The 15,943-nt window shown below is 58.7% G+C and carries 16 protein-coding genes; 10 read left to right on the top strand and 6 right to left on the bottom strand.

The features are described 5' to 3' along the window. The first annotated feature begins 346 nt into the window (after positions 1 to 346). From F4X57_05620 to F4X57_05605, 4 genes are all read left to right on the top strand, one after another. The gene (locus F4X57_05620) at positions 347 to 2,083 is read left to right on the top strand and encodes a 2-oxoacid:acceptor oxidoreductase subunit alpha (protein MYC06632.1); all 1,737 of its coding nucleotides are present in this window, start codon (positions 347 to 349) and stop codon (positions 2,081 to 2,083) included. Then, a complete protein-coding gene (locus F4X57_05615; protein ID MYC06631.1) occupies positions 2,080 to 2,946 on the top strand; it encodes a 2-oxoacid:ferredoxin oxidoreductase subunit beta in 867 nt (288 codons plus the stop codon). Before F4X57_05620 ends, F4X57_05615 begins: the two co-directional genes overlap by 4 nt. Before the next feature lie 135 nt (positions 2,947 to 3,081). Then, complete coding sequence (locus F4X57_05610; GenBank protein MYC06630.1) at positions 3,082 to 3,987, top strand: aquaporin; 906 nt, start codon at positions 3,082 to 3,084, stop codon at positions 3,985 to 3,987. Continuing rightward, positions 3,984 to 4,400 carry a hypothetical protein gene (locus F4X57_05605; GenBank protein ID MYC06629.1) on the top strand — a complete coding sequence of 139 codons (417 nt, stop codon included), beginning with the start codon at positions 3,984 to 3,986 and terminating at the stop codon, positions 4,398 to 4,400. The genes F4X57_05610 and F4X57_05605 overlap by 4 nt, the downstream gene beginning before the upstream one ends. A 53-nt stretch (positions 4,401 to 4,453) precedes the next feature. Here the strand turns inward: F4X57_05605 and F4X57_05600 are convergent, their stop codons facing one another. The 6 genes from F4X57_05600 to F4X57_05575 all read right to left on the bottom strand — a co-directional run bounded on the left by F4X57_05600 (position 4,454) and on the right by F4X57_05575 (position 8,621). Beyond that, positions 4,454 to 4,738, bottom strand: coding sequence for a zinc ribbon domain-containing protein (locus tag F4X57_05600; protein ID MYC06628.1), 285 nt, complete (start codon positions 4,736 to 4,738; stop codon positions 4,454 to 4,456). 102 nt (positions 4,739 to 4,840) lie between these two features. Further along, positions 4,841 to 5,263, bottom strand: coding sequence for a hypothetical protein (locus tag F4X57_05595; protein MYC06627.1), 423 nt, complete (start codon positions 5,261 to 5,263; stop codon positions 4,841 to 4,843). 77 nt (positions 5,264 to 5,340) lie between these two features. Next, positions 5,341 to 5,787, bottom strand: a complete 447-nt coding sequence (locus F4X57_05590; GenBank protein MYC06626.1) for a hypothetical protein — start codon at positions 5,785 to 5,787, stop codon at positions 5,341 to 5,343. A gap of 38 nt (positions 5,788 to 5,825) precedes the next feature. Beyond that, positions 5,826 to 6,263 (bottom strand): hypothetical protein, encoded by a 438-nt coding sequence (locus F4X57_05585; GenBank protein MYC06625.1) that lies wholly within the window; start codon positions 6,261 to 6,263, stop codon positions 5,826 to 5,828. 3 nt (positions 6,264 to 6,266) lie between these two features. Next, the gene (locus F4X57_05580) at positions 6,267 to 7,382 is read right to left on the bottom strand and encodes a hypothetical protein (protein MYC06624.1); all 1,116 of its coding nucleotides are present in this window, start codon (positions 7,380 to 7,382) and stop codon (positions 6,267 to 6,269) included. 141 nt (positions 7,383 to 7,523) lie between these two features. Continuing rightward, positions 7,524 to 8,621 carry a hypothetical protein gene (locus F4X57_05575; GenBank protein ID MYC06623.1) on the bottom strand — a complete coding sequence of 366 codons (1,098 nt, stop codon included), beginning with the start codon at positions 8,619 to 8,621 and terminating at the stop codon, positions 7,524 to 7,526. A gap of 235 nt (positions 8,622 to 8,856) precedes the next feature. Here F4X57_05575 and F4X57_05570 point away from each other — a divergent pair, with 235 nt between their 5' ends. The 6 genes from F4X57_05570 to F4X57_05545 all read left to right on the top strand — a co-directional run bounded on the left by F4X57_05570 (position 8,857) and on the right by F4X57_05545 (position 15,940). Beyond that, positions 8,857 to 10,335, top strand: coding sequence for an MFS transporter (locus tag F4X57_05570; protein MYC06622.1), 1,479 nt, complete (start codon positions 8,857 to 8,859; stop codon positions 10,333 to 10,335). A gap of 254 nt (positions 10,336 to 10,589) precedes the next feature. Then, the gene (locus F4X57_05565) at positions 10,590 to 11,735 is read left to right on the top strand and encodes an epoxide hydrolase (protein MYC06621.1); all 1,146 of its coding nucleotides are present in this window, start codon (positions 10,590 to 10,592) and stop codon (positions 11,733 to 11,735) included. Positions 11,736 to 11,744: 9 nt separating this feature from the next. After that, entirely contained in the window at positions 11,745 to 12,623 is an 879-nt protein-coding gene (locus F4X57_05560) for a hypothetical protein (GenBank protein ID MYC06620.1), read from the top strand. A 345-nt stretch (positions 12,624 to 12,968) separates the two neighbouring features. Next, the gene (locus tag F4X57_05555; GenBank protein MYC06619.1) at positions 12,969 to 13,208 is read left to right on the top strand and encodes an Lrp/AsnC family transcriptional regulator; all 240 of its coding nucleotides are present in this window, start codon (positions 12,969 to 12,971) and stop codon (positions 13,206 to 13,208) included. Between the two features lie 147 nt (positions 13,209 to 13,355). Next, positions 13,356 to 14,522 (top strand): acyl-CoA dehydrogenase, encoded by a 1,167-nt coding sequence (locus tag F4X57_05550; GenBank protein MYC06618.1) that lies wholly within the window; start codon positions 13,356 to 13,358, stop codon positions 14,520 to 14,522. 248 nt (positions 14,523 to 14,770) lie between these two features. Next, positions 14,771 to 15,940 (top strand): acyl-CoA dehydrogenase, encoded by a 1,170-nt coding sequence (locus F4X57_05545; GenBank protein ID MYC06617.1) that lies wholly within the window; start codon positions 14,771 to 14,773, stop codon positions 15,938 to 15,940. Positions 15,941 to 15,943: the final 3 nt, after the last annotated feature.

The following is a 15,943-nucleotide window of genomic DNA, read 5'->3' as shown; positions in this document are numbered from 1 at the left end:
AGGCTTGGTTGAGTCTCATTTAGCGATTGAACAAATTTCAAACTGATACAGTACCTGGACCTTCACATAATTGACAGTAAACTAAGAAACCTGTTATATTAATTGCCTACCGCGTGAAATATCTAGCAAGTCCAAGTGCGGCTTGCTTACGGTTTCTCAATGCTCACATGAGCCAATAATGCGAGCAGCACATACACATCAGGCGGCGGAAGCTTCCCATCCGACACTGTCCTCAAATCTCGCCCGCCATAGGCTGCACCCCAGCCGCGAGCATCAGATTTCGGGGCATTCTATCCTTTTTGCCATTCATGATTTCTAACGATGGAATCCGCACGCCTCATAGCAGGTGAGACCCAGGAGGCTGGACTTGCAGAAAACTGACTTCATAGTTCGATTTGCGGGCGAAGGTGGACAGGGCATGGTTACCTCGTCCGAAGGGCTTGCACAGGCTGCAAGCAATGTCGGCTACCATGTGCAGACATTCGTAACATTCCCCTCCCAGATTATGGGAGGCCCCGTTATGGCGCAATCGCGTCTCGCCACAACTCCCGTTCTGAGCTCCGGCGACGATATCGATGTGCTCGTCTGCTTCAACGAAGAAGGGTATCAGAACCACAGAGGCGAGGTGAGCGATAGCGGCGTAGTCATTTACAACTCGGGCGATTTTGAGCCTGAAGACCTTGCGAACAGCTTCGGCATGCCATTCGCAGACCTCGCCAAATCGACAGGCAACGCCCGCGCCGAGAACATGATTGTGCTTGGCGCGCTTGCGCACCTCGTCAGCATGAAGCAGGGTATCCTGGAAGACTTCGTGCGGGAACGCTTCACCAGAGGGCGCCCCAACGACGAGCAGATTATCACCTCCAACATCGAGGCGCTGACGCTCGGCAGGCAGGAAGCGGAGAAGAGCGGGTTCAGCCTCGGCGAACTCGCGCCGCCAATTATGCCGGAAGGGGACCAAATTCTACTCAACGGGAATGAGGCTATCTCTGTCGGCGCGGTAGCCGCAGGGCTGAACTTCTACATCGGCTATCCCATCTCCCCCGCGACATCGATTCTGCTCTGGATGGAGCGAAACCTCACCGGCGACGGCAAGTTCGTCTATCAGGCGAGCTCGGAGATCGAGGCGATAAACGCCATTGTCGGCGCGGGATACGGCGGGCAGAAGGCTATGACCGCGACTGCGGGTCCCGGTCTGTCACTGATGGGCGAAGGCATCGGACTTGCGTGGATGGCGGAAGTGCCCCTGGTGGTTGTGGATGTGCAGCGCGGCGGACCATCGACCGGCTTGCCCACGAAGACCGAACAGTCCGACCTGCTGATGGCGCTGACGCCGGGGCACGGTGATGTGAGCATTCCGCTCGTCGCGCCGGGGACGGTTGAAGAGTGCTTCTACGGCGCGGCGATGGCGATTAACTGGGCGGAACGATACCAGGGTCCCGTCATCCTGCTTAGCGAGCATATGCTCTCCGAGCGCAAGCAGAACATACCCAAGCCTGACCTGAGCCAGCTCGTCGTAGAAGAGCGCGAAACCTATACCGGCAGCAACGGCTACCTCCGCTACGACAGCTGGGAACTGTCGCCGATGCCGCGTCCCGGCGGTCCCGGCGCTTATGTGGCGAATGGCAGCGAACACGACAGCATGGGCGACACGACGCACCTGCCGGAGCGGCACATCCAAATGACCGAGCGGCGCTTCAGCAAGTTGAAGCTGCTGGAAAACGAAGCATACGAAAGCCGCAATACGGACGCCGGCATCGTTCTGATGCCGTGGGGCGGCTCGAAAGGACCGGCGCAGTCCGCATACGACGAGGTCGTCGCAAGCGGCATCGACATCGGCTGGTACTACACCATGTTCCTAAATCCGCTGCCGGCGGAGCTGCTCGAAGAACTGCGGCAGAAGGACTTGGTGCTCGTGCCGGAGCTCAACTATTTGGGTCAGTTCTCCAGCGTGCTGCGCTCTCAAGGCGTGAACGCAGAGTCCATTACACAGTACACAGGGCTGCCCTTCAAGGTCGTAGATCTTGCAAGCCGCATCACAGCGCGCCTTGAACAAGAACAGAAAGTGAGCGTAACAGTATGAGTGTCAAGAATCCGGAATACGACTTTAAGTGGTGCCCCGGCTGCGGCGACTTCGGCGTTAGGCGCGCCCTAGAAGCCGCTATCGAACAGCGCCGCTTGGAGACAGAAACGCCAATCGAGAATAATGTCATTGTCGCCGGTATCGGCTGCTCCGGCAATATGGTTCACCTGCTCGAAGGTCCGCAGCCGTATGGACTGCACGGGATCCATGGCAGGACGCTGCCCATCGCGCTAGGCGTGAAGATGGGTCGTCCTGACCTCAATGTGGTCGTGGTCGCGGGCGACGGCGACTTCCTGAGCATCGGCGGCGAGCATATCGCACCGCAGGCAGCGCGCAATCTTGATGTAACAGTCGTTATCATGGACAACGGCGTCTATGGTCTGACGAAGGGGCAGAGTTCGCCTACGACGAAGTTCAATGAAATCACCAGCTCCACGCCATACGGCAAGACCGAGGCGCAGCTCAACCCGCTCGCGCTGTATCTCACGCTTGGCGTGTCGTACATCGCATCGCACGTCTCCACAAAGGTGCGCGACTTGGGCACGACGATTGCGGACGCGATGAACCACGAAGGCTTTTCCATCGTGCATGTGCAATCGCCCTGCACCACCTACAACAACACCTTCCAAGAGTTGAAAGGCAACGTACGGCGAGGCATTCCGCCGCTGGCATGGGACATCCCGGAGCATCACGACCCCAGCGACTACGAAGCCGCGCACGAAATCATCAACCAAGGCGGCGTGCCGGTCGGCGTAATCTACAAGGACAGCGACCGCCCGTCCTTCCAAGATGGCATCGACACCATTAACACTAAGTCATTCTCCCGCCAAGTGGAGAACATGCTAGACTCCTACGCCATCTAGCACACTGCGACAGAACGGCACACCAAACACCGGCACACAAGAGGGGGCGGCTGACAAACAAGCCGCCTCTTCGCTTGTGCTCGCCTGCCATTCGCAATCCCTTAACCCCCGTTACCCCCAAGAGCCAGTAACGCAATGTCCACACCACTAACCCGCGCCCTAATAGCCGAAGCCGTCGGCACATACTTGCTCGTGCTGTTCGGCACCGGCGTGATCGCTGCCGCCGTCATTACCGGCGCGCAGGCAGGGCTGTGGCAGGTTGCCGTCGTCTGGGGATTCGGCGTAACGCTCGCCATCTACACGACAGCCGCCATATCCGGCGCGCACCTCAACCCCGCAATCAGCCTCGCGTTCGCCATATTCCGCCGCAGCGAGTTCCCGTACAGCAGGATGTTCCCATATTGGGGTGCGCAGCTCCTCGGCGCGGTCGGCGCGGGATTGACCGTTCTTGCCGTGTTCTCGCCGTTCATAGAGCGCTTCGAGCAGATGCACGGCTATGTTCGCGGCATGCCGGGCAGCCAGCATTCCGCGATGATATTCGGCGAGTACTTCCCGGACGCGAATATGATAGGCGTGGACGACGCGGCGCGCGCGCTGGTGTCCGCGCCGATGGCAGCCGCAGTTGAAGGCATAGGCACGGCGATACTGGCGCTGGTGATATTCTCGCTTGCTGACAAGCGAAACGCCGCGCTGCCTAACAAGGGACTCGCGCCGTTCTTCATCGGCTTCACAGTCGCCGTGTTGATAAGCGTGTTCGCGCCGATTTCGCAGGCGGGCTGGAATCCGGCGCGCGACTTCGGTCCGCGCATCGTGGCATTCTTCGCCGGCTGGGGCAGCATCGCAATACCCGGTCCATCCGGCGGCTTCTGGGCGTACATCGTCGGCCCGCTTATCGGTGCGCCCATCGGTGCGGCAATCCACGAATTCCTGCTGAAACCCGGTCTGCCGCGCGAAGAGCAATCTGATCCGTCGCGCAACGGCGCCGCTGACGCACTACCGGAATACGAGCGAGCGACAAGCGCACAGGACGACAAGGAATGAGCGACATCCTATTCGTGTGCGTCCACAACGCGGGACGCAGCCAGATGGCGAAGGCGTTTTTCAACAAATTCGCGGAAGACGCCGGCATATCATCGCGCTCCGAGTCTGCAGGTACGGAGCCGGCCGAGCGTCCGCATGCCATAGTCGCAGAAGCAATGCGTGAAGTGGGACTTGACATATCTGCCGTCAAGCCGCGCATCATGACGAATGCCGACGTGGAACGCGCCGAGCGGGTCATCACCATGGGCTGCGCAGTGGACGCCGATACATGCCCCGCCCTGCTGCTGATATGCGTGGAAGACTGGGGATTGCCGGACCCGGCGAACGAAGCGCTGCCTCAAGTTCGCTTCATCCGAGACGAAGTAGAGCGAAGAGTCTCCGCCCTAGTGGACGACCTGCAAACCGGCGAATAGTCGTCGAACTCTGTACGCCGGACTCTTCCTAACCATCCTGTTAGTCCACAGAATTAGTCTGGCACACCTTCGCTCAGCGGGGTTGCTTTGCTTAGGTAGTAGTTGGGGTCGGCTCGCGGATTGCCGGCGTCCGCGGCGTCAAGCATCTTGTCGTACTTGGAGTCAAGTTCAGACATCTTCGAGCCCATCGTCTTGTGCAGGGCGACGCTGGAGATTATGCGATGCGTATCGCCATTGCCGCAAGCCGAGCACGCAATAGAGTCCGGTGGCGAGAAACTGCGCCATAGTACGCTAGACTTATGGTTGCAGACGTCGCATCTGTACTCGTAAATCGGCATATTTACCCGTCCGTGAACTCTACTGTGCCCCTACTGTGAAGGTTGCGTGATGTTAGTCGAAGCCGGCTTGAAGATTAGTCGGTGAGCGCCGTTCATTGAGCGTTAAGCGAAGGTCGTGTCCACACGCGCCGATGCGTCGAAGAACGCTTGCAGCGAAAGATGATATTGGAAGAACGCGGCGCGGCGCAGTTCGTTGTCCGACTTGACGCAGCCGTTGGGCATCGTTAGGTCGAGCGAGTTCAGCGTGTGAGATGAGTCCGCGCCGTCATTTGCGACGATGTTGTTCAGCAGCGCCTGCCAATCTTCCGGCGACATATCGATGTAGAAATCCGTGTCGCGCATCGCCACTGCCGACACGGATTCGACGGACGCGCACTCGAATCCCACGAATGTGAGCGCGAACGCGTCGTTGCCCACTTTGACGCCCATCAGGCAGTTCACAGTCCCTTGCGAAGTGAACTGTGAATCGCCATTAGCGCTCTCACGAACGGACTCGAACCAATCAACAGACGGAAATTGCGGCATATTGGACGGCCCTCTCAGTTCGTAGTGATGTGTTGAGGTATGATGTATGGCTACAGTGTAGTGCAGTGTCGTTGGTGTTAATCGTCGGTTTCGTCATCAATTTCAGGCATAGGCTTGTCGAAGAGTTCGCCCTTCTCGGCGGCTTCGAGTCGCTCTTGATTCCAAGCGCGCAGCTTTTGGGCATACCTGCGACTGTGCTTTCGTTCTAATGCCTTGCCCTCTTCAAAACCCTCTTCCTTGCCCTCTTCAAACCTTCTTCTCAAATAGCGTTCTGCTAGCATTTTCGTCACCTCTGCTTGGAATAGGATGGCTATATTGATAGCGGCTGCCGTGAATATGTTGGGCGCGGAGCCGGTGCCGATCGCCATTGCGGTTTCGATTGCGGTGTCATCGGTTCGCTGCACTATTTCTCGCCAGGCGACTAGGGCTACGATTATCGTAACTTCGATGGAGAACAGGATGTAAAAGGCTGTCAGCCAGTTTCCGGCTATGCTCCATATCGAGATTCGTTCAGTTTCCGGCAAAAGCTTACTTCCTCGCGGCGCTACTCGCTGCTTTTGTCCTACGAGGGGAACTCGGTGTCAACGCGAGCGGAAGCGTCGAAGAAGTATTGGAATGTCTGGTTGTAGCGGTAGAAGAAGTCTTGCCTGTACTGGTCGCCGTTCATCGTCAGCGCCAAGCCGTCGGGCCTGTCCATGTCCAGCGTGTTGAGCGTGTAGTCGAGATCCGCGCTGCCGTTGTCTTTGATGTTACGCAGCATTGCCTCCCACTCGTCGGTCGCCATGTCGAGGTAAAAGTCCGCCTCTTCGAGGTCAGGCTCTGCGACTTCACGCACTTCCGAACATTCTTCGCCCTCAAAGACGATGATGTACGCTTGGGACGCGACCTTGATGCCCACCGTAGCGTCGCACATGCCGCCGCCTGCTTCCTGATACGACTCGTCGTCGTTGAAAATTTGGCGCACTTGCTCGAACCATTCGACAGAAGGGAATTGCGGCACTTGTTAAGCCTCCATGAACTTGGCGAGCCCTTGTGGGAAGCTCGCCTCTCGCGGCACGCCGATGTGTTCCATATTGGCGAGATACAGTCGCGCGAAATCGCCCATCATGCGCTCGTACTGGCGCATACCGCTGCGCGCGCCTTCGATGCCGCCCCCGAAGATGATTGCCAGCGTCTCTCGCTGCACGGGATCGTTCAGCTCGCGCTCGAACACGCGCTCTGCGATGCTCATAAGCCGCCCGAAGACTATTGTCTTGTCCGGGTTGTGCGATGTCGCGTAGCGCAGGTGCGACAGCCCGTAGGCGAGATGCCGCGCCTTGTCCTGCATGCAGCGCGCGAACAGCACTTTCTCCGCCGGGTTGTGCGCGTACAGCTCGCCGTAGCGGTACAGCGTGAATGTGTACGCGCCGCGCAGCATGTGCAGCATCGCCACCGTCTCGGGCCAGCCGCCGGTGCTTTCCAGCAGCATGCGGTTGACCTCGCCCTTGTTCTCGACGCCCAGCCCGCCGCCGTTGGACAGCGCGCGCTTGCGGAACGCCTCGAAGTGGCGGGCGTTGTCGAACATCTGCGTGGCGAGGAACATCTTGACTTCATGGAAGCCGTATGACAGCTTCTGCTGCCAGCCGCCGATGACTTCGATCTCGATGCTGGCGTACTGTGAAAGTTCGGTGCAGAGCTGGCACATCGCCGCTTCGACATCGTCGGGCAGCGGCTGAATCGTATCCCACGGCACATCGGTCGCGGGCGCCCAGCGCCGCTGTATCGCCTCTTCGTACAGATCGGCGGCGTTGTCCGCCCAGAGTTCACGCTTCTCGCGCACCTCAAAGCCAAGCGGCGCGACTCCGGGCACGGGGAACGCGCCGCGCGGTTTGCGCGTCTGGTCGTCCCAAAAGTCTGGCACATCGCCGTACACGCCCAAATTGAGCGCGTCCAAAGTCAGCCCGTTCTTGGTTGGCGTCGCGCGTGTGCCCCACTGGAGCGTGTTCTTCATCCACGCCAGATTCGGTGGCGCGATTTCCACTTCGTCGGGGTCTTCGCTGCCTGCCTCGCGCTCAGTCACGCGGGCGGCGGATGCCTGTATGTCCTGTTGCTGTTCTTCAGCTTGCTTGGTGTCTGCCATTTATTATTCCTTGCAATAGGAGACGGCATCCCGATTCTGACATTCCCCGACAAGGGGTAGAGAAGGATGCAATTCATGCTACGGCGCACAACGGCGGTAGGGAGCGACCGACCGGTCGCCCCTATCTACTTGTTAACGGGGTTAGCTCCACATGATTTCCATCAGGCGGGGATCGGCGCGGCCGTTATCGAAGCGCTCGCCGAAGCCTGCGGAGCGGATGCGCTGCACATACTCACGCACTTGGCGACGGCGGATTGCCATCAGCTTGCGCGCGCCCTCGTCGTACTTCTTGATGCCGCCTCCGAGCAGTATCGCCATCGCCTCGCTGCTGGGCGTGTCGATTGCCGCCGGGTTCTGGTTGCCTGCCAGCAGACCGCGTTCGCCCTCGTCGAGGTAGCAGTGTATCTCTTCGCGGCGCTCCGGCTCAGACTCAGATAGGTAGCGCATGTGCATCACGCCGAACGCAACATGGCGCGACTCGTCCTGCGCGGCGAGGCGGTAGATGCGCTTTTCCGCTTCGTTGTATGACATCAGCTCGCCCATGCGGAACAGTGTCAGCACCGCGCCTTCGCCGGATATGTGCAAGCGCGAAGACATTTCGGTGAACTCACGCGACAGGTCAATGCTGCCGACCACGCCACTGGTGGTGATGTCCGGTCGCTGCATAAGACCGCCGCCGTTGGCGAGCGCGCGCTTGCGGAAAACGTCCAAGTGGCGCGATTCGTCCATAATCTGCGAAACCAGGAACATACGCGGCTCGAAGTAGTCCGGGCTGGTCGTGGCGACCCAGCGAGCGGGGATGTCCGCCGCGACGAACTCCACTTCGGTCAGGAATGTGTCGAGTTGGCACTGCGCTCGCTCGATGTCGTCCGGCAGTGGCTTAATGGTGTGCCATGGGATGTCCGTCGCAGAACTCCACTGGCGTTGCAGCGACTCTTCGTACAGCGCGGCTGCGTTGTCAAGCCAAATCTCGGACTTGGTGCGCACGCCGTAGCCACCGATGCGGTAGGAATCCGGGCGCTTCGCCGCGCCGCGAGGCCTGCCGGTCATGTTGTCGGTGTGGTCCGGTGCCTCGCCATACGAGCCGACCTCAACACTGGAGAGTGTCATGCCGCGCTTCGGGTCGGGTTCTGCCTTGATGCCCCACTCGCCGCGCGAGTCCAGCCAAGACAGGTCCAGTTCGTAGTCGTCGGCATACTCCTTTACTGCCTGCAGCGATTCGTTTTGTAATGTGGTCATCGTCGCCTCCTATTCGGCACGGGTATAGCCGCGAAAAATTTGACAAGTAGAACTGGACGGACAAAGCGCATTTGTCCGTGCGCTCAATATAATACAGACACGGTAACCGCGCAAGTTGAACTGTCGCCGTGAAACTAACATCCCGTTGATTTGCCATTCCGTACTGCGTGTATGTGGTGTGATAGACTTTAGTTGCTTTTCGGCGGCATGGTTGTCGCCGGTTCAGGAGGGAAGATTGGAAGATTCGGCGTTCCGGGCGGCGATGTTTAACCCGGCTCGTATGCGAAGACGGCTGCGCGGCGTGTTCTACGGCTGGTGGCTTGTGCCGATCAGCGGTATCGTTCATATGACGACGAGCGTGCCGCTATTCCACGCTATGGGCTTGTGGTTCGTCGCGCTGGAGTCCGCGTTCGGCTGGAATCGCACGCAACTCTCATTGGCGTTCTCGTTCACGCGCATCGAAGGCGGAATCCTAGGTCCTATCGAAGGCTACCTTGTTGACAGGCTTGGCGTGCGTCGGATGGTGCTCATCGGCCTGAGCATCCTTGGGCTGGGCTTCCTGCTGTTCAGCCAGGTGCGCGACACGAAGGACATACCCGTAGTGCGCGACTTGCCATTCGAGCTACTGCCCGGCTTCATGCACATCATCGTGCCGGCGTTGATGTTCTACATCGTGTTTATGATAATGGCGCTTGGGCAGGGCTTGAGCGGCTGGCTGACGATGAACACGATGCTGAACAACTGGTTCACGCGGCACAAGGCGAAGGCGATGGGCTATTCCAGCGCGATAGGTCGGCTCGGCGCGCTCGTGCTGATACCGGCGATTGCGTGGGCGGTTGACCCGGAGCAGGACAACTTCGGCTGGTCCATGACGGCGCTGCTGCTAGGCGTGGTTACGCTGGTGATGGTCATCCCCATCAGCCGCCTGATACGCAATCGCCCGGAAGACTACGGCTTGCTGCCGGACGGAGACAAGCCTGTCGATACACCTGCCGGTTCGCCGACTAATGCGTCAACGGGTGCGCCATCTGCGAGCCGTTCCGATCGTCCTGCCGCAAGGCGTGCGCCGCCGTCTGACGGCGATTTTTCGCTTCGAGATGCGATGCGGACGCCCACATTCTGGCTTATATCGTTCGGTCAAGGCTTCACATCCATGGTGCTGATAGCGATGATGGCGCACCTCGCGCCGATGCTGTGGGACCAGGGCGTGTCCGTGCCGATGGCGGGCTGGGTCGTGTCCACATATACCGCTATGTCCATGATATTTCAGATTGTCGGCGGATATGTGGGCGACATGATTTCCAAGCGGTTCGCGTACTTCTGCTTCACATCGATACAGGCTGGCGCGGTGGTCGTGCTGGTGTTCGTGCCGGAGCTCGCGGCGCTGCTGCATTTGCCTAGTCTCGTAATAGTATTCGCCTTCGCGATACTGTTCGGCATAGGATTCGGCGGACGAAACCCCATCAGCACATCGATACGCGGCGAATACTTCGGGCGCAGTTCGTTCGGCAAGATAATGGGCATGTCGCAAGTCCCGATGAACGTGATGCTGCTAGGCGCGCCGATATACCCGGCGATCCTGCACGACGCCTACGGAAGCTACGACTTCGCGTTCCTTTCCCTGGCATTCCTGAACTTCATCGGCGGGGCGATGTTCTTGCTGGCTAAGAAGCCGGTGAAGCCTGTCAGGCGTCAGGTATCAGGTGTCAGGTAGCGGGGCTGACAGGATGGACAGGACATTCAACCCGTCTTTCCACATAATATGAAAGGGCGCTCCCCAAATGGAGAACGCTCCTTGCGCCAGATTAGTCCAATCGAACTTTTCACCGCGCCCTAACTCTCTAATACCTCATCATGACTTGTTGCATAAACGAAATTATCAATTAAACTACGGGGGCAAGTGAAGCGTACAACATCAGACCATATCTTGCATTTTGCTACATTTTCTCGACATAAGGAGACGCACAAATGGCAATACAACCATTCACGATCAACATCGCGGACGATGTGCTGGACGATATGCGGCGGCGCATTGCGGATACTCGCTGGCCCGATGAGATTCCGAGCAGCGACTGGGACTACGGCTCCAACATGGCGTATGTGCGCGAGCTGGCGGACTACTGGCTGAACGAGTACGACTGGCGCAAGCACGAGATGATGCTCAACGGCTTCACGCAGTTCCGCGCCGATGTCGAGGGTATGGGCATCCACTACATCCACGAACGCGGCAAGGGACCGAACCCCATCCCGCTGGTGATAACGCACGGCTGGCCCAGCACCTTCTTCGAGATGCACAAGATAATCCCGATGCTGTCTGACCCGGCGGCGCATGGCGGCGATGCGGCGGACGCCTTCGATGTGATTGCGCCGTCCATGCCGAGCTACGGCTTCTCCGACCGCACGACCGAACGAGGGTGGAGTGTGTCGCGCGTTGGCGATCTGTGGGTCAGTCTGATGGACGTGCTCGGCTACGATAAGTTCGGCGCGCACGGCGGCGACTGGGGCGCGGGCGTTACGGCGCGTCTGGGATATTCGCACGCCGATAGGATGATTGGCGTGCATGTAACCGCCGTATCCGCGACGCCGCACATCGACGACGATTCTCCGCCGCTCACGGACGCCGAGAAAGAGTTCCAGCGCGCGCGTGCGCAGTGGCGCGAAGACGAAGGCGCATACGGGCACATTCAAGGCACCAAGCCGCAGACATTGTCGTACGGGCTGATGGACTCGCCGGTCGGACTCGCCGCGTGGATTGTCGAAAAGTTCCGCGCGTGGTCGGACTGCAACGGCGATGTGGAGAGCGTCTATACGAAGGATGAGCTGCTCACGAACATCACCATCTACTGGGTAACGCAGACGATAAGCTCGTCGGTGCGAATCTACTACGAATCGCAGCGCGCGCCGCTGACGCTGGGCAAGGGCGAGAAGGTGAGCGCGCCGTCCGGCGTGGCGCGATTCCCCAAGGACATCGGCTACCCGCCGCGCGAGTGGGCAGAACGCGTGATGAACCTGCAGCACTGGACAGAAATGCCGGATGGCGGCCACTTCGCCGCTCTGGAAAAGCCGGATGCGCTTGTGGAGGATTTGCGGGCGTTCTTTAGGCCGCTTCGGTAAAGGTGAAAGATGCTTTCAGGATTTCGGCGACCTGCTGCCGATTTTAGGGTTGAACTTAGCAAGACGACGCTCCGCCCCGGAGATAAGTTGAAGATTCGGGTATCCATCGTCCCGCGGGAAGACTTTCAGGCGCGGCGCGGGAGAGTGGAGATAGTTGGCGCTGAGACTTATGTGGACGAGATCAGAACAAGGCAGACGACGCGGCATGGCCCGCGGCGCTATGGGGAGACTCGTATCCTGAGCCGGTACGAGAAGGTCTTTGTGGGAGTAAGCGCAATGCGGCGCGGTCTGTCTTACTCGTTCGATGTTGATTGGCAAGTGCCGCTAAACGCGCCACCTACCGCGAGAGGCGTACGCATAGATTCAATTGATGTGGGTATCGTCTGGAGCGTTGCAACCTCTATGGATGTGGCGGACGCGGGCGATTTTCATGATGACCAAGAGATTACGGTAGTTGCGCCACGAGCGATCGGCAGGGAACTATCGAGTCCGCTCGTGGCGCAGAACGCAGACGACCGATGTGCCCTTACTCTAACTTTGCCCAAGCGAAACGCTCGCTCCGGGCAGACTGTGGACGGCATCCTGCGCGCGGAGATTTCACAGGACATGAGGGTGTCCGAAGTCAGGGCTGAACTAATCAGAGTAGAAGCGTTCGGCCCTTATGTAGTAGAAAAAGAGTACCGTGGGGGCAGGGTGAAGATCGATGGCAATCTGGCGCTTCGGCGCGGCGAAACACGGGAGTGGCATTTTCAGTTGGAGACGGGAGATGTCTATGCGCCTACGCTGAGGACTGATTATTCCTCAGTTAAATGGCTGATCAAGTGCGTGCTGGCGAGAAGGATGCGCTTCGACTCGCAGGTTGGGGGAGAGATTTGGGTTGGCGTGTGAACCGAACTTCCTTCTGTATCTCCACATGTATCTCCCCAATGGAATAGATGGTCTGCGATCGATCTTTTCTATTTTGTGAGCGTAGAATCTCCTGTCGCCGTAACGGGGCGAAGCGCGTCTTATGCAGACCTGAACTGCGCCATGCGCGGTTTGTTTGACACTCATTCTTGCGCCCTTATAAAATGCAAGGACATTTAAGATGGGCGATAGACGTATGGCGGTTTGCGGTGTGCGCGGCAGAGATATGTTGTTGCTTGCGCCTGTGCTGTCATCAGCCGCTGTGCCCGAACTACGGGTGGCAATGCGATTGGCTAGCGTCGCACCTATTATTAGGAGGAATTACAAGTGTCAACCAGGGCATATATCTTGATAGAGACCGCAGTGGGCAAGTCGCGGGATGTCGCTAACGCTTTGCGCTCCCTTGACGGCATCGAGACCGTCGATGCAGTTACGGGACCATACGACATCATCGCAGTCGTGGCGGCGCCCGACCTTAACTCGGTTGGTGATATGGTTACCAGCAGCATACACACCATCAACGGTATCGTTCGCACCGTAACCTGCCTTTCCGTCGGCAGCGTATAAGTCCCGCGCTAAGCGGGCAGCAGAGAAAAGTTGGCATAATTCGATTCACCCCATCATAACCTTCCCCCGTCAAAGGAGAGGGATAATAGGAGCGACAGTTATGCCCAGCCCCAGGTAAGAACCACCGAATGCAATGGAGGAAGTCTAATGGAGTTCAAATTCACGGCTGATGAAGAGAACTTTCGCGCCGAATTGCGCGAGTTCTTGCAGAAGGAACTACCCGAAGATTGGACGGGTGGCGGCGAAGAAGGCGACAACTGGGACTTCGAGCTAGAAATGCGCAAGAAGCTGGCGGACAAGGGCTGGCTCACTATGGCATGGCCCGAAGAGTATGGCGGACAAGGCGCATCGCACATGATGCAGCTCATCTTCGCCGAGGAAATGGCGTACCAGCGCGCGCCGGGACGCGACCAGTTTGGCACGAAGATGCTCGCGCCAACGCTGATGATTCACGGCACGGAAGAGCAGAAGCGCCAATACCTGCCGCCCATCGCGCGCGGCGAAGTGCAGTGGTGCCAAGGCTACTCGGAGCCCGAGTCCGGCTCGGACCTCGCCTCGCTGCAAACGCGGGCAGTCGAAGACGGCGATGATTTCGTCATCAACGGCACGAAGATTTGGACATCCAACGCGCACCACGCCGACCACGTGATGGTGCTGACGCGCACTGACCCGGACGCGCCCAAGCATCGCGGTATCAGCTTCCTGCTCGCTGATATGCACCAACCGGGCATCGAAGTTCGCCCCATCATCAACATGGCGAACAACCATAGCTTCAACATGGTCGTCTTCGACGATGCGCGCGTGCCGAAGCAAAACCTAGTCGGTGAACTCAACCGCGGCTGGTATGTCGGCGCGACGCTGCTAGACTTTGAACGCTCCGGCGTAGAATACTCCGCCGGCACCAAGCGCACCCTTGAGGAGCTTGTACAGTTCTGCAAGGACAACACCCGCAACGGTATGCGCCTGATAGACGACCCGAAAATCAGTCGCAAGCTCGCCGACCTGACGGTCAAGACCGAAATTAGCCGCCTCATCTCCTACCAGATAGCGTGGATGCAGAGCGCCGGTCTCGTTCCAAACAAAGAGTCCTCGATGGGCAAGAGCTTCGGCACAGAATTGCAGCAGGCAGTAGCGCGTGCAGGAATGGAAATCCTAGGCCTATACGGACAGCTCGAGCCCGAATCGAAGTATGCCCCATTGCAGGGCCGCATCGAGCAGAGTTACATGACATCCGTATCCGCGACCATCGCCGCGGGCACCTCCGAAATCCAGCGCAACATCATCGCCTCCCGCGGTCTGGGTTTGCCGAGGTAGTCTTGTTCGAGTGGTACGCCGAATGGTGCGCCACTCGTAACAAGGCATGTCATACCGAACGAAAGCCTTGTCATTCTGAAACGAAGTGGGGAATCTGAAATCGCAATCCGCAATCCGTTCGGAATTCGATAGGGGCAGGCGCAATCGCATCACCCCTCCCATCAATGAGAAATGGGCAGAGACAACCGCAGTGGCGACAGCATAAGAAAGCCGGTCGAAAATAGATACAAGAGCATCGAGGTGAACACATGGACTTCCGCTTCAGCGATGAAGACAACGCCTTCCGCAGGGAAGTAGGCGACTTCGTAGATGGCGAGCTGCCTTGGGACTGGCGCGAGCAAGCCGTGGACGCCGAGGAGCCTGAGGACGCGGTCCTAGTGCGCGAGTTCAAGAAGAAGCTCGCCAACAACGGCTGGCTGACGATGGCTTGGCCCGAAGAGTACGGCGGTCAGGCTGCGCCTCACATGCGCCAGATGATTTTCAACGAAGAGATGGCGTACCGCGGCGTGCCAGCCGGCGATTCCGGCGTGCGCATGGTCGGTCCCATCCTGATGCTGTACGGCTCGGAGGAGCAAAAGCAATACTTCCTGCCACGCATCGCGCAGGCGGACATCGACTGGTCGCAGGGATATTCCGAACCCGACAGCGGCTCGGACCTCGCATCATTGCAGACGCGCGCAGTAGAAGACGGCGACGACTTCGTTGTTAACGGCTCGAAGATATGGAACGGCGCGCACTCCGGCTCGGACTGGATGTTCATGCTGGCGCGCACCGAACCGGACGCGCCCAAGCATCGCGGCATCAGCTTCCTGCTTACCGAAATGCAGCAGCCGGGCGTAACCGTAGAGAAAATACCGATGATGTGGGACGCACATCGCGCGCTGGTAACCTTTGAAGATGTGCGCGTGCCGAAGAAGAACCTCGTGGGCGAACTAAACCGCGGCTGGTATGTCGGCGCGGCATTGCTGGACTTCGAGCGCTCCGGCGTGGACCGACCCGCGCGCGCCAAGCGACTGCTCGAAGACATTGTGAACTTCTGCAAGGAAAACGAACGCAACGGACAGCCGCTCGCCGCCGATGTATCCGTCCGGCAGCGCATTTCAGAGATGGCAGTGCAAATAGAATCCTGCCGTCTGATGTGCTACAACGTCGCATGGATGCAGAGCCAGGAGATGATTCCAAACAAGGAAGCGTCTATCACGAAAGCATACGGCACCGAGATGATGATCCGGCTGTACAGCCTCGGAATGCAGGTGATGGGCTTGTACGGTCAGCTCGACCCTGAATCGAAGTGGGCGCCGCTGCGTGGTCGCATCGAAAACGGCTGGATGCGCTCACACGGAGGCACAGTCGCCGCCGGCACATCCGAGATAAACCGCAACGTCATAGCGTCAAGAGGATTGGGCTTGCCGAGGTAGGGG

This window comes from Chloroflexota bacterium (assembly GCA_009840355.1).
In the GTDB taxonomy this organism is placed as follows: domain Bacteria; phylum Chloroflexota; class Dehalococcoidia; order Lucifugimonadales; family JADFKI01; genus Bin90.
The sequence above is the reverse complement of the archived record's forward strand: the minus strand, read 5'-3'. Positions and strand labels throughout refer to the sequence as shown.

Coding starts and splice junctions, on each gene's coding strand:
- F4X57_05615 (MYC06631.1), top strand. CDS start 2,080: ATGAGTGTCAAGAATCCGGAATACGACTTTAAGTGGTGCCCCGGCTGC.
- F4X57_05610 (MYC06630.1), top strand. CDS start 3,082: ATGTCCACACCACTAACCCGCGCCCTAATAGCCGAAGCCGTCGGCACA.
- F4X57_05605 (MYC06629.1), top strand. CDS start 3,984: ATGAGCGACATCCTATTCGTGTGCGTCCACAACGCGGGACGCAGCCAG.
- F4X57_05600 (MYC06628.1), bottom strand. CDS start 4,738: ATGCCGATTTACGAGTACAGATGCGACGTCTGCAACCATAAGTCTAGC.
- F4X57_05595 (MYC06627.1), bottom strand. CDS start 5,263: ATGCCGCAATTTCCGTCTGTTGATTGGTTCGAGTCCGTTCGTGAGAGC.
- F4X57_05580 (MYC06624.1), bottom strand. CDS start 7,382: ATGGCAGACACCAAGCAAGCTGAAGAACAGCAACAGGACATACAGGCA.
- F4X57_05575 (MYC06623.1), bottom strand. CDS start 8,621: ATGACCACATTACAAAACGAATCGCTGCAGGCAGTAAAGGAGTATGCC.
- F4X57_05565 (MYC06621.1), top strand. CDS start 10,590: ATGGCAATACAACCATTCACGATCAACATCGCGGACGATGTGCTGGAC.
- F4X57_05560 (MYC06620.1), top strand. CDS start 11,745: ATGCTTTCAGGATTTCGGCGACCTGCTGCCGATTTTAGGGTTGAACTT.
- F4X57_05550 (MYC06618.1), top strand. CDS start 13,356: ATGGAGTTCAAATTCACGGCTGATGAAGAGAACTTTCGCGCCGAATTG.
- F4X57_05545 (MYC06617.1), top strand. CDS start 14,771: ATGGACTTCCGCTTCAGCGATGAAGACAACGCCTTCCGCAGGGAAGTA.